The following is a 12424-nucleotide window of genomic DNA, read 5'->3' on the forward strand; positions in this document are numbered from 1 at the left end:
GGCGAGAACAGCGCGGGCGCTGCCGGGCCGATGCAGTTCCTGTCCGGCACCTTCGACAGCGTCGTCGACCCCCCCCCCCCCCCCCCCCCCCCCGCGGCCCCCCCCCCCGGGGGGCCCGCGGCCCCCCCCCCCGGGCCCGCGCCCCCCACGCGTTTCCCGGCCTCTACGGGATTTCCCGGTCCGGCAGACCGGTACCACCGGCTGCGGTGGCGAGATGAGTGTTGATGCGGTTGAGCAGATCGAACAGCCGGGTGCGTTCGTCGGGGTCGAGCGGGGTCATGATGTGCTCGTTGACGCCGTCGAGGACACGGTCGAGTTCGGCGAGGCGGCGCCGGCCGTGCTCGGTGATGGTGATGACGTTGCGACGCTTGTCGGCAGGGTCGGGCGCGCGGCGGACCGACCCCCCGTCCTCGAGGTCGTTGAGGACGGACACCAGGTCGCTCCTGTAGACGCTGGTCCGGTCGGACAGCCCCGCCTGGCTCATGGGACCGAACTCGGCGAGGGCGGCCAGCACCACGAAGTGGTCCTTGCGTGCGCCCGCCGCCCGCAGCGCGTCACGCGAGACACGGGTCATCTGAGCGGCGGTCATCGAGGCGAGGCGGGAGAGCTGCCGCTTCAGCCGAGCCGGGGTTCCGGCACCGGGATCGAACCGCAGTTCCTCGCCAGTCTCCATGACCGAAGCGTACCGCACTTGCGTTAGTGCCACTAACGATCTACATTCATTTATGTCACTAACGTTAGTGGCACTAACTGACCGCAGGAGACCGTCATGACCAGCACCGATGCCCTGATCCGCGACCTCGCCGACCGCGCCGAACTGACCGAGCTCGTCGCCCGCCACAGCCTGTGGGTCGACGAGGGATTCGCCGACACCGACCGGCTCTTCACCGAGGACGTCGTGGTCACCTCCGTCCGAGGGGAAGCGCACGGGATCGAGGCGCTCACGGCCCTCGCGCGCAAGGGTCACGACGCGTACGCCCGCACCCTGCACCACAAGAGCGACATCGTCATCGAGATCGACGGTGACACCGCGACGGTGCGGGCGCACGACCTCGCCGTCTACGTCCTCGACGACAAGACCGAGGCCCTCGCGGCGGCGATCCACCGCTACGGAGCACGCCGCAGCACCGACGGCTGGCGCTTCGACCGCCTCGACGTGTCACCGGTGGCGCTGACCGAAGCGCTGGACCGGGCTCTCTAGGCCGATCGGAACCGAGGAAATACGCACCGCGTGCTCCGCCGCGACAACGAAAGAGGCAGCCATGTCCACCCGGGCGAGTTGTCAGGCGCCGAGGGTGCGCGCGAGGAGCATCGTCGCGGGGCCGAACTCCGCCCGGCGGTAGAAGGGCACCGATCGTTCGGTGGGAGACAGCACAATTCGGGCGCAACCGCGGTCCTGGGCGTGCGTGATCACGGCGTCGAGCAGTGCCGCGCCGATACCTCGGCCGCGATGCTCGGCGAGCACGAATGCGTTGGCGAGGTAGCCCCATCGCGACCCGGGTCGGCCTGGCCGGGGCATGCGTTCGAAGATGGCGAGGTTCACCATGCCGATGGCGTCGTTGTCGATCTCCGCCAGGAATGTCGTGCGATGTGGTGATTCGGCGGCGTACCACTCGGCGAATCGTGCGTCGAATCCGGGATCCTCGAGCGGTCGGCCCGCTTGCTCCTCCGCCCATCGTCTGCGCAGTTGTGCCAGCGCTGGAGCGTCACGGGCGTCGCACTGTCGTATGGCGACCATACCGGTCATCGGCCTGTCCTCATCTCTGTCGGTAGTCATGTCGCTGATGCCGTCGTTCGGTAGTCCGGCTTGACGCGTGTAGTGCCGCAACTCTATCGTGAAATCGAGACAGATCGGTCTCGATTTTGGATGATGGAGGCGGGTGGCACATGGTTGCGCAGGGCCTCGACGCGAAGGAAGCCGTCGAGATCGTGGAACAGTTGGCACGGGCGAAGAGTCGGCAGGATGTGGCGGGCGCGATGGCGGTGTATCACCCGGACGCCGTGCTCGAATCCCCTTCGCTCGGAACCCGCTACGTCGGTACCGAGGTCGAAGGCGCGATCAAGGGGTGGTTCGCCTTCGCGCCGGACTACGAGGTCCGGCTGGAGGGGCACGGGCTCGACGGTGACACGCTGTGCTGCTGGGGCGAGATCGCCTTCACTCCGGCGTTCACGTTCGCAGGCGCGGTGCCCAACGGCCACCGGGTGACGGTACCGGTCTTCATTCTGTTCCGGTTCCGCGACAGCCGCGTGAGCTGGGAGAGCTTCCATTTCGACGTCGCCGGAGTCGCGCGCGGGTGCGGCGTCGACGCGACCGCTCTGGTTCGGGCGTCGTGATCGTCGGCGCGCGGCGGCCGAGCACCGCGACCATGCGTGCGGCCCGGCACGAACAGTGGGGATCACCGCTCGAGCTCGGCGACCTCCCGCGGCCGGAACCCGCCGCCGGAGAGGTTCGCATCGCGGTGCGGGCGACCAGCGTGAACCCGATCGACATGCACACCGGCGCGAATTCCGGGTACGAGCAGTCCATGCGGCTGCCCTGCATTCCCGGATGGGACGTCGCCGGTGTGGTGGATGCGGTGGGATACGGAGTGACCCGCCATGCCGTGGGCGACCGCCTCTACGGCCTGGCCTGGTTCCCCTACCCCGCGGGCACCTACGCCGAATACATGACCGTTCCCGCGTATCACCTGGTGCCGATGCCGCGCACGGCGTCCTTCGTGGAGGCGGCGTGCCTGCCGATGGCCGCGGTGACGGCGTGGCAGATGCTCGACGCCGTCGGAGCGCGTACCGGTCGGCACGTCCTGGTCAGCGGAGCATCCGGCGGCGTGGGTCACCTCGCGGTGCAACTGGCGGTCGCGCGCGGCGCCACGGTCACCGCCCTGGCCCGGCCCGAGCACCACGCGACACTGCGCGACCTCGGCGCGCACACGTGCGTGGACTACACCGACCCCGGCGCCGTCATCGCGATCGGAAAGGCCGACGCCGCAATCGATCTCGTGGGGTTCGCATTCGGTGCCTCGCTGTTCGACCAGGTGACATCCGGCGGCACGATCGCGCTCGCGACCGCCTGGTCGATCCAGGGGTATCGGGCACTCGCGGCCGAGCGCGGTATCCACGTGGCCTCCTGCCTCGTGGAACCCGACCCCGTGGCGCTCGCGGCGATCGCGGAGCTGGTCGATTCGGGCGCGGTGCGCGTCGTGGTCGGCGCCGAGTTCGAGCTGGCCGACGCCGCCGAGGCTCAGCGATGGGTCACCGACCGTCGCGGCTTCGGCAAGACCGCGATCGTGGTGAACCCACCGGAGGGTGCATGAGCGAAAAGCCCAAGCAGCTGCGCGGTATCGCGGTGCGCGACAAGCTCGTCGACATCGCGACCGACCTGTTCTACGACAACGGTGTCCGTGCGATCGGTGTCGACGAGGTCGTGCGACGGGCGGGGATGGCCAAAGCCAGCCTGTATCGGTGGTTCCCCACCAAGGACGACCTCGTCCTCGCCGTGCTGCACCAGCGCGACGAGAGGTTCTGGGCCAAGTGGGACCAGACCGCGGCGAGCCACCCCGACGCACGCGCCGAGCTCGAAGCCCAGCTCGCCTGGATCCAGGCGGTGGCCACGCGTGAGGGCTACCGCGGCTGCGCGTTCGTCAACACGGCCGCGGAATTCGGAGACGAGCGATCGGCGGATCGAATCCGGCAGCGGTGCGCCGCGCACGAACACGAACTCGCGCGACGGCTGCGCACGCTCACCGCACGCCTCGGCGTCGCCGACCCCGACCGCCTCGCCGACCAACTCCACATCGCCATCGTCGGCACCTTCGCCGTCGGCGGCATCTACCCGGCAGGCGGCCCGGCGATCCGGCTGCGGACATTGGCCGGGGATCTGCTCGCGCAAAACGAAATGCATCAAACTGATTTGATGTAATCTGGGGAAGGTGGCGACCGGTCGAGCAGCGGTTCCGTTGTTGATGCGGATGGCGGCGCATCCGTTGCGATGGGCGCTGATGAGCGAGCTGGCCAGCAGCGATCGCCGAGTGCGGGAGCTGGTGGCCGCTGTCGGTGAGCCGCAGAACCTGGTGTCCTATCACCTGCGGCTGTTGCGGGCGGCGGGGCTGGTCGGCGCGCGGCGCAGCAGTTTCGACGGGCGCGACAGCTACTACCATCTCGATCTCGCCCGCTGCGCGACGGCTTTCGGCGACGCCGCCGCCGCACTGCATCCGGCGCTGGCGCCCGCGGCGCGTGCGTGGCCCGCCGACAGTGCCGTGCTGTTCCTGTGCACCGGAAACAGTGCGCGCTCCCCCATCGCCGAGGCGCTGCTGCGGCGCCGTGTCGAGGGCATCCACGTCGCCAGCGCGGGTAGCCACCCCAGACCGCGCATGCACCCGAATACCGCGCGAGTGCTGCACGAGGACTACGGCATCGAGCTGGACCCACGGCCGCCACAATCGCTCGCCGCCCTCGGGCAGCGGCGCTTCGACTACGTGATCACCCTGTGCGACAAGATCCGCGAGCTTCCCCGCGACCACGGCTCGGCCGTGACGACACATTGGAGCCTGCCCGACCCGTCCGCCGCCGCGGACACCGATCGTGCGGCCTACCCCGAATTCCGGCGGGTCGCACGGGAACTCGATACCCGAATCGGGTTCCTGCCCATATAGAAACCCAGGAGATCCGATCATGGCCACCGAAACCGCCGACCTGCGCGTCCGCTATCTCGTCGATGATGTGCGCGCGGCGATCGACTTCTACACCACCCATCTCGGTTTCACCGTCGACTTCGACGCCGCGCCCGCCTTCGCGGCGGTGCGCCGCGGTCCGGTGCAGCTGCTGCTGTCGGGACCCGCAAGTTCCGCGGCACGCCCGATGCCCGACGGCGAAACGCCGAAACCCGGCGGCTGGAACCGCATCCAGCTCGTCGTCGACGATATCGCCGCCGCTGTCGCACGGTTGCGGTCGGCCGGTGTCACCTTCCGCAACGACATCCTGAGCGGTCCCGGCGGACAACAGGTCCTGCTGCTCGACCCCGCCGGGAACTTCGTCGAACTCTTCCAACCCGCGCCGCGCGGGGCGGCCCGGTGACGACGTGCGGCCCGGATCGCCCCCGCGCTCGGCGTGGTCGACCTCAATGCAGGTAGGACGCGCCGTTCACGTCCAGGACCGCCCCTGAACTCCAGGTGGCCTCGGGCGAGGCGAGATATCGCACCGCCGAAGCGATTTCGGCCGGAGTGGCGACCCGGCCGAACGGGCTCTGCGCCCGCACCTCGTCGGTGACGCGGTGCGCGACCCGCTCCGTGGCGACGAAGCCCGGCGCGACGGAGGCCACCGCGATGCCGTGCGGCGCCAGCGAGACCGCCAGGGACTGGCCGAGTGCCTGCACCGCCGCCTTGGTGGCACCGTAGGCGGGATGATCCGGTTCGCCGCGGAACGCGCCGCGCGAGCCGATGTTCACGATGCGCCCGGGGACGCCCCGGTCGATCATGTGCCGCGCCGCGCAGTAGGACGTGTGCGCCGTGCCGAGCAGGTTGACCTCGACGGTCTGCCGCCAGACCCGCTGCCATTCCCCGAAATCCGTCGACGGCAGCGGCTGCGGCAGATTCACCGCCGCGTTGTTCACCAGCACATGTACCGTGCCCAGCGCCGCCACGGCCGCCGCCACGATCGCCTCGGCGCCCGCCGCCGTCCCCACATCGCCGCCGATCAGCGTGTGCCCGTCCCCCGCCAGGCCCGCCAGCGTCTGCTCGGCCTCCTCCCGCCGCGACGAATAATGCACCGCCACCCGATCCCCGTTCTCGGCGAACGCCGCGGCGATCGCCCGCCCGATCCCCCGCGACGCCCCCGTCACCAACACCCCACGACTGTCCTGCACCATGCCCCCGACCCTGCCATGCCACACGAATCGACCCGCACCCGCCACGTCCCACACCGCCGCCCGGCTCCCCGAGCGCGGCCGCGACGTGACGGATAGGGTGGTCGATCGTGGGTCGCTCCGGACAGGTCTTGATTTTCGCTTCGTGCACACTGGCATTCACTGCCATTCCGGCCACTGCGGAGACGGCGCCGCCGCCCGTGCGGCTGCTCGGCGAGCAGATCGTCCCGCACGGCCTCGACTTCGAGGGCACCGCCGTGGGCGGGCTGTCGGGTATCGATTACTCCGCGCGCACCGGCGACTACGTCATGATCAGCGACGACCGGTCCGCGAAGAATCCGGCACGGTTCTACACCGCCCGAATTCCGGTGGGCGATACCGGCGTCGGGCCGGTCACGTTCACCGCGACCCATCCGTTGCGGACCCCGGACGGCGGCACCTATGCCCCGAACTCCGTCGACCCCGAAGACATCCGGATCGACCCCTGGACCGGCGACTACGTCTGGACCCAGGAGGGTGAACGCCTCGACACCGTCCTCGCCGACCCGTCGATCCGCCTCGCCCGCCCGGACGGCGCCTTCGCCGGTGAACTCCCGATCCCCGACAACGAACGCATGCGCCCGGATTCGGGCCCGCAGCGCAATGCCGTGCTCGAGGGCGCGACCTACGCCGCGGGCGGCGCACTGCTGGTCAGCTCCGTCGAGGGCCCGCTGCTGCAGGACGGCCCCGAGCCCACCACCGCCGCGGGCGCACTCACCCGGATCACCGTGCAGGCCCGCTCCGGCCCGCCGCTCGCCCAGTACGCCTACCCGCTGGACCCGCTGTTCGCGGCGGGACGCGGCAGCAACGGCATCGCGGCCGTCCTCGCCGCCGACCCGCTCGACCCGACGAAATACCTGGTCCTGGAACGGAATTACGTCGAGGGCGCCGGGAACAAGATCCGCATCTACGAGGCCGACACCGCGGGCGCCACCAACGTCCTCGACGCACCCCTGCAGCAGGCCCGCCCGGTCACCAAACGCCTGCTGGTCGATCTGGCGGACGTCGGCCTGCCCGCCGTCGACAATGTCGAGGGCATGACCTGGGGCCCGCGCCTGCCCTCCGGCGAACGCACCCTGGTGCTCGTCAGCGACGACAACTTCTCCGGCGAGCAGATCACGCAGGTCATCGCGCTCGCCGTCCGCTGAGCCTAGCCGTCCCCACCCTGCGGTGGCAGCGCGGCCACGATCGGATGGTCCTTGCTGATCTTCCCGACCCGCGTGGCACCGCCGGGCGAGCCCAAATCCTCGAAGAAATCCACGTTGGCCGTGTAGTAGTCGTGCCACTGCTCGGGCAGGTCGTCCTCGAAGAAGATCGCCTCGACGGGGCACACCGGCTCGCACGCGGCGCAGTCCACGCATTCGACCGGATGGATGTAGAGCATGCGCTCGCCCTCGTAGATGCAGTCGACGGGGCATTCCTCGATGCATGCCTTGTCCAGGACGTCGACGCAAGGCTGCGCGATGATGTAGGTCATTTCCAACTCCTTCGGCGCCGCGTGCGAGCGGGTCAGGGCTGCGGTGCGGGCTGTGCGAGAACAGCCTCCACGTCGTCGAGGGCGGCCAGGGTCTCGGCGAGCGTATCGCGTTCGGCGTCGGTCAGGGGTACGGCACGCGCCCGGGCGAGGGTGTCGACGGCGCCGTCGCGGTCCTGCGCGCGCAGTGCGAGTTCGGCCCGATAGGCCAGCGCCCGGAGCACTTCGGCCGTCGTCGCGGTGTCGCCGTCGTGCTCCAGCGCGGTGTCCAGGATCTCGGCCGCCCACCCGGGTTTACCGTGCGAGTCGCCGATCACCACCGCCCTGTTCAGTGCCGTGGTGAGCTTGCGCCGCGTCGTCTGCCCCTGCTCCGGGCCCGGTTTCGCGGCCATGATCCTGATCCAGTTCCCGCCGGGGTCGACGACGGTGAATCCCGAGCGGTTCTCCGCGTTGCGGCGCTTGCGCGGCCGGGTCATCCGCGGAATGCCGGAGACGAGGAGCCGGCCGTGCACCCGGCGCATACCGGCGGCGAACGCCTCGAACAACTCCGCGGTGTCGGGCACGAGGATGGCGCAGGTTCCGTAGGAATTCTCCGGATCGAACTCCCCCGGCATGCCGAAGAAGTCGAGCCGCAGGTCCTCGCGTTCGAGTGACACGTACGGGTTCGGGCGGACCTGGCGATAGGTCCGGGTGAAGCCCAGCATGGTGTAGAACTCGACGATCTCGTCGATGTCGCGACAGGGCAGCAGCGGTATGGCGACCTCGTTGGCCATGAGAATCTCCGAACACATCTAGCCAAATTTGCCTAGTTACAGCGAGAAGGGTAGCGCCCGAACCCGCCATTAGGCAAATTTGGCTAGATGGCACCGGTGTCCTACGGACCGACCAGCTTCCGGATATCCGGGAGGTTGCCGATGCGCTGGGAGGCGGGTCTGCCCGGCGCGTCGGTCTGAGGTGAGCCGGTCTCGCGCAGGCGGGTTCGCACCTGGGCGGGGGTCAGGCGGGTACCGGCCGCGGTGGAGATGCCCTGATAGCTCGCGATCGCGCCGACCACGATCGGCGACGCGCTGGACGTACCGCTGAATTGATCGGTGTACCAGTGGTCTTCGCTCTCGCCGCCCTGCAGGTCGCCGTAGCCGGTGGTGGTCACCTCGCGGCCCCAGCCCTGCGTGTCGACGCGCGACCCGTGGTTCGAGAACGCCAGCCGTGAGCGGGCCGGGCCGTGGTCGCGGCCGTGCGTGCCCGGCGGCGGCGCGCCCGCGCCGACCACCACCGCGCCCGAGTCGGCGGGCCCGCCGCGGAACGGATTGCCCCAGGTGCCCGGGAAGTCCGGCGGCCGCCTGTCATACAGCGCATCATCCAGATTCTCGCCGCCGTTACCGCCCGCCTCGACCACGATCACCCCGCGCCCCACCGCGTAGCGGATGGCCGCCCAGTCGTCGGGCCACCACTCGATCGCGATATAGCCCCGCTGGTCCGGGCGATTGGCGTAGTCGAATCGCGGTCCCGGACGGTGCAATTCGAGCAGGATGATATCGCCCGCGCTCGAGGCGTCCGCGGCGGCGCGGATCGCCGCGGCCGACCCCGGACCGAAGACGGACACCGCCCGGATGCCCGCCTCCGGCGCGATACCGGTGATGCCGTAGGTGTTCACGTCGCCGCTGACGACCCCGGCCACCGCGGTGCCGTGGTCGCGCCACCCCTGATCCGTCGACGGTTCACCGCCGATCACACCGCCCTGGTTGTCGCGCAGATCCTCGTGGGTGAACTGCCAGGCGCCCTCGATGTCCACCACCCGCACCCCGGCGCCGCGCCCGCCCGGCCGGGTCCACGCCCACCGCGCATCGGTCCCGGTGGGGGCCGCGTCGAGATAGCCCTGCCGCGTGGTGAATTCGGGCGTGACCGCAGGGACCGCGGCGGTCGACCGCATCGCGACGACCTGCGCATCGATCGGCGGCTCGGCGGGCGGCTTCACATAGGCCGCCGCCACCGCCTCGTCACCGCGCAGCCGCGTGGCCAGCGCGCCCAGATCCGTGGCGGAGTCCTCGGTCGCCCCGCGCACGAAGAAGTAATTGAGGTACTGCGCGCCCGCCCCTTCGTCGGGGGCCCCGGCCACCGCCTGCTGAACGCGGTTGGCGGTACCGAAGATCCGCATCAGCTCCGCCCCGTCGGGGAGCAGCGCCGCGATCCGGTCCTCGGCACTGCGGTTGGCGACCAGGGCGATATCGTCGATGATCGCGTCGGTGCCGCGGGTGATCACGATCAGCTCGTGCGGTGAGCGAATGTCCCCCACCGCCGCCGGTCGATCGGAACTGTTACGCCGGTGTGCGGATGTCATGGTGACCAGTGAACCCGGTCGCCGCGCACCGCGCAGCCCGAACGCGGATGATCATGCGGGATCGAGATCGGTTGCCCGCTGCCTTCTTTGGGCGAGCAGCTCGTCGAGCTGACGTTCCGCGCGTTCGGCGCGGGCGAGCGTCTGCGCGCGGGCGTCGTCGACCGCCGCCACTCGTTCGGCCCATTCCTGACGCGCCTTCTCCGCCGCCGCCCGGCGGGTGTCGGTGAGTTCGGTGCGGGCCGTGGCGAGTTCGGCTCGCACCCGGTTCAACTCGTCGCGGATCTCGGTGAGCGCCTGGGTGCGGTCGGCGACCGCGGATTCGGCGCGTTCGATGGCACGTTCGGCATCGGCCGCGCGCTGCACGGCCAGATCGCGTTCGGCGGCGGCCGCGGTGACCTGCTGGGCGGCCTCGCGTTTGGCGCGTTCGGTGTCGGCGCTCGCCTTCCGGCGGATCAGGCCGATCTCCTCCGCGGCCTGGTCGCGGGCGCGCTCGACGTCCTCGGCGGCCTCGCGCCGGGCCGTGCGGATCTCGGACTCGGCCTCGGTGCGGGCGGCGAAGACGTCGTCGGCGGCCTGCCTGGTGACCCGCTCGACCTCGTCGAGCGCCTCGTCCCGGGCGGCCAGCGCCTCGGCGATGCGGGATTCGGCCTGTTCCGCCGCGGCCGCCGCGTCCTCGGCGGCGGATTCGGCCGCGGCCCTGGCCTCCTCGGCCTCGCGCCGGGCCTGCTCGGCGGCGACGGTCGCCATCTCGGCCTCCGCGATGCGCCGCGCCGCATCCGCCTGCACCGCCTGGACCTGCGCCTCGGCCACCGACGGGTCGGCGAGGGTGGACAGTTCGGCGACGGCGGCGGTGAGGGTTCCGCCCAGCTGTTCGGCCACCGTCCGGAACTGAACCAGCAGCTCATCGGCGCGCAGACGAGCCGAGGTCACCGGACCCTGTTGCGTCACAGTGACGTTGGCGGCGGGGGTGTCGGCCTCCTGCTGTTGCCGCTGTCGCTCGCGCCAGGCCCGCCATCGGGTGTGGTCGGGGTGGTCGCAGTATTCCGACGGGCGGCCGGGACCACCGTTGCGGGCGCTGGGCCGTGAGCATCCGGGATAGCTGCAGACGTTCGACACCCGAGAATCGTAGCGTTTGTTTCGTCAAATCCAACGGAACAACACGAAACGAAATCGCCAGTGCGGCAACACAGCTCGGTCCGCTCTGACCCCCGATAAGTGAACCTTATCGGGGGTCAGACACGGCACGACCCTCGATTCACCTCAGCTCTTTTTCGTTTACGTTTGGTCACTCCCAACGAAACGAAACAGCGACGGAACTCGTGAAAAACTGGGCTCGCCTGTACGCACGTACCAGTTGCCGGTTCTCAACCGATCAGGCGATGCCCTCGACGATGCGGAAATCGCGCTGGAAGCCGTCCGGAAGCGCCAGCAGCGCCTTCTGATACGCCTCACTCTCATATGCCGCGACGGCCTGTTCGAAGCTGTCGAACTCGATCAGAATGACGCGTTCCGCGATTCCGGCCTCATGGGCGACCACTCGGCTACCGATAGGGGACAGCAGGCGCCCTCCCCCGGCCCGGACGGCCGGACCGGCCAGCTCGTTGTAGGCGCTCAGCCCCTCGGGATCGGAAATGGCGGGATAGACACTCACCCAGTAGCCCTTAGCCATGGAAACCTCCTGTATTCATATGCGCAGGTTAGGGCTCGACGTGCGGTCGGGGGAAAGACCGATACGGGATAGACTCGGAACGGATCGTTATCAATCGGCAGGGAGGGCACGTGGCGCCGGATGCGGTCAGCCTGCGGTACTTCCTGGTGCTGGCGCAGGAGTTGAACTTCACCCGCGCGGCCGCACGGATCGGTATCGCACAGCCCGCACTCAGCGCCCGGATGCGCCGACTGGAGACGGAACTCGGCACGGCCCTGCTGGTCCGCAACACGCGGAGCGTCGTATTGACCACGGCCGGTGCGGCTTTGGCGGAATCCGCGCCGCCCGCGCTGGCGGCGCTGGACCGGGCGTGGGACACCGTCCGGCGCGCGGCGGCCGGTGAGCTGGGCACCCTGCGCATCGGATACAGCCTCAGCGCCGGGGCCGAGACGGCACCGGCCCTGGTGGACGGGCTCATTCGCGGCAACAGCGGACTCGAGGTCGGCGCGGTCCCCATGGCGACACCGGAGATCTCCCCCGCGGTCGCCGACGGCCGCCTCGATGCGGGGATCACCCGCGGTGAACAGCCGGGCCGTGGCGTGCGCCGGTTCCCGCTGCGGCGCGAGCGCGTCGGGGTCCAGCTGGCGCAGCACCATCCGCTGGCCGGACACCCGGAGATCGAGATCGCCGACGCGGCCGCGTATCCGCTGCGACTGCCCGACCGTGCCGCCAACCCCGTGATCCACGATCAGCTGTCCGCACTGTTCCGCGACACCCGGCCACACCCCCGATTCCACACGCCCGCAGTCTCTTTCGACATGTCTCAGCGGGACCTACTCGACGGGCTCACCCTCGCCCCGGCCGGACAGAGCGCCATCACGGCACAACCGGCCGGTCTCACCTGGCGACCGCTGCGGGGCGCGCCCACCCTGACGTTCCACCTGGTCCTCCCCCGCGAGCAGTCACCACTACACCGCCGCATCCGCGCCGTCGCCAAAGCCCTGGCCCACGAGCTGCACTGGCTGCCGCACTGACGCGCACGACCTTGTCAGCAGTGGGCACAATCGC

The 12424-nt window shown here is 70.1% G+C and carries 16 protein-coding genes; 8 read left to right on the forward strand and 8 right to left on the reverse strand.

The window, feature by feature from the left end; all coding sequences use genetic code 11:
* Positions 1-163: 163 nt before the first annotated feature.
* Positions 164-673, reverse strand: coding sequence for a MarR family winged helix-turn-helix transcriptional regulator (locus QH290_RS17755; protein ID WP_280384019.1), 510 nt, complete (start codon positions 671-673; stop codon positions 164-166).
* A 96-nt stretch (positions 674-769) separates the two neighbouring features.
* On the opposite strand from QH290_RS17755, the gene QH290_RS17760 reads away from it, so the two are divergent.
* Positions 770-1201, forward strand: a complete 432-nt coding sequence (locus tag QH290_RS17760; RefSeq protein ID WP_280261421.1) for a nuclear transport factor 2 family protein — start codon at positions 770-772, stop codon at positions 1199-1201.
* Between the two features lie 81 nt (positions 1202-1282).
* Here QH290_RS17760 and QH290_RS17765 read toward each other — a convergent pair whose 3' ends face one another.
* Positions 1283-1747, reverse strand: a complete 465-nt coding sequence (locus QH290_RS17765) for a GNAT family N-acetyltransferase (RefSeq protein WP_280384021.1) — start codon at positions 1745-1747, stop codon at positions 1283-1285.
* A 140-nt stretch (positions 1748-1887) separates the two neighbouring features.
* Here QH290_RS17765 and QH290_RS17770 point away from each other — a divergent pair, with 140 nt between their 5' ends.
* From QH290_RS17770 to QH290_RS17790, 5 genes are read left to right on the forward strand one after another with little or no spacing between them, the layout of a single operon-like run.
* Positions 1888-2334 carry a nuclear transport factor 2 family protein gene (locus QH290_RS17770; protein ID WP_280261425.1) on the forward strand — a complete coding sequence of 149 codons (447 nt, stop codon included), beginning with the start codon at positions 1888-1890 and terminating at the stop codon, positions 2332-2334.
* Positions 2331-3311 (forward strand): NADP-dependent oxidoreductase, encoded by a 981-nt coding sequence (locus tag QH290_RS17775; RefSeq protein ID WP_280261427.1) that lies wholly within the window; start codon positions 2331-2333, stop codon positions 3309-3311. The genes QH290_RS17770 and QH290_RS17775 overlap by 4 nt, the downstream gene beginning before the upstream one ends.
* Positions 3308-3916, forward strand: a complete 609-nt coding sequence (locus tag QH290_RS17780; RefSeq protein ID WP_280261429.1) for a TetR/AcrR family transcriptional regulator — start codon at positions 3308-3310, stop codon at positions 3914-3916. The genes QH290_RS17775 and QH290_RS17780 overlap by 4 nt, the downstream gene beginning before the upstream one ends.
* A gap of 10 nt (positions 3917-3926) precedes the next feature.
* The gene (locus QH290_RS17785; RefSeq protein ID WP_280261431.1) at positions 3927-4649 is read left to right on the forward strand and encodes an arsenate reductase/protein-tyrosine-phosphatase family protein; all 723 of its coding nucleotides are present in this window, start codon (positions 3927-3929) and stop codon (positions 4647-4649) included.
* 19 nt (positions 4650-4668) lie between these two features.
* Positions 4669-5070 (forward strand): VOC family protein, encoded by a 402-nt coding sequence (locus QH290_RS17790; RefSeq protein ID WP_280384023.1) that lies wholly within the window; start codon positions 4669-4671, stop codon positions 5068-5070.
* 43 nt (positions 5071-5113) lie between these two features.
* Here QH290_RS17790 and QH290_RS17795 read toward each other — a convergent pair whose 3' ends face one another.
* Positions 5114-5860, reverse strand: coding sequence for an SDR family NAD(P)-dependent oxidoreductase (locus QH290_RS17795; protein WP_280261435.1), 747 nt, complete (start codon positions 5858-5860; stop codon positions 5114-5116).
* A 128-nt stretch (positions 5861-5988) separates the two neighbouring features.
* On the opposite strand from QH290_RS17795, the gene QH290_RS17800 reads away from it, so the two are divergent.
* Complete coding sequence (locus tag QH290_RS17800) at positions 5989-7044, forward strand: esterase-like activity of phytase family protein (RefSeq protein ID WP_280261437.1); 1056 nt, start codon at positions 5989-5991, stop codon at positions 7042-7044.
* Positions 7045-7046: 2 nt separating this feature from the next.
* Here the strand turns inward: QH290_RS17800 and fdxA are convergent, their stop codons facing one another.
* The 5 genes from fdxA to QH290_RS17825 all read right to left on the reverse strand — a co-directional run bounded on the left by fdxA (position 7047) and on the right by QH290_RS17825 (position 11377).
* Complete coding sequence (gene fdxA, locus QH290_RS17805) at positions 7047-7373, reverse strand: ferredoxin (RefSeq protein ID WP_280261440.1); 327 nt, start codon at positions 7371-7373, stop codon at positions 7047-7049.
* A 32-nt stretch (positions 7374-7405) separates the two neighbouring features.
* Positions 7406-8143, reverse strand: a complete 738-nt coding sequence (locus QH290_RS17810) for a VOC family protein (protein WP_280261441.1) — start codon at positions 8141-8143, stop codon at positions 7406-7408.
* Between the two features lie 101 nt (positions 8144-8244).
* Complete coding sequence (locus QH290_RS17815; protein WP_280384025.1) at positions 8245-9708, reverse strand: S8 family serine peptidase; 1464 nt, start codon at positions 9706-9708, stop codon at positions 8245-8247.
* 51 nt (positions 9709-9759) lie between these two features.
* On the reverse strand, positions 9760-10824 hold the full coding sequence (locus QH290_RS17820) for a coiled-coil domain-containing protein (protein WP_280384027.1): 1065 nt from the start codon (positions 10822-10824) through the stop codon (positions 9760-9762).
* Positions 10825-11080: 256 nt separating this feature from the next.
* Positions 11081-11377 (reverse strand): DUF1330 domain-containing protein, encoded by a 297-nt coding sequence (locus QH290_RS17825; protein WP_280267395.1) that lies wholly within the window; start codon positions 11375-11377, stop codon positions 11081-11083.
* Between the two features lie 110 nt (positions 11378-11487).
* Between QH290_RS17825 and QH290_RS17830 the strand changes: the two genes are divergently transcribed.
* Positions 11488-12390, forward strand: a complete 903-nt coding sequence (locus QH290_RS17830; protein WP_280384029.1) for a LysR family transcriptional regulator — start codon at positions 11488-11490, stop codon at positions 12388-12390.
* The last annotated feature ends 34 nt before the right edge of the window (positions 12391-12424 follow it).

It is taken from the genome of Nocardia wallacei (assembly GCF_029869545.1).
Classification (GTDB): domain Bacteria; phylum Actinomycetota; class Actinomycetes; order Mycobacteriales; family Mycobacteriaceae; genus Nocardia; species Nocardia wallacei_A.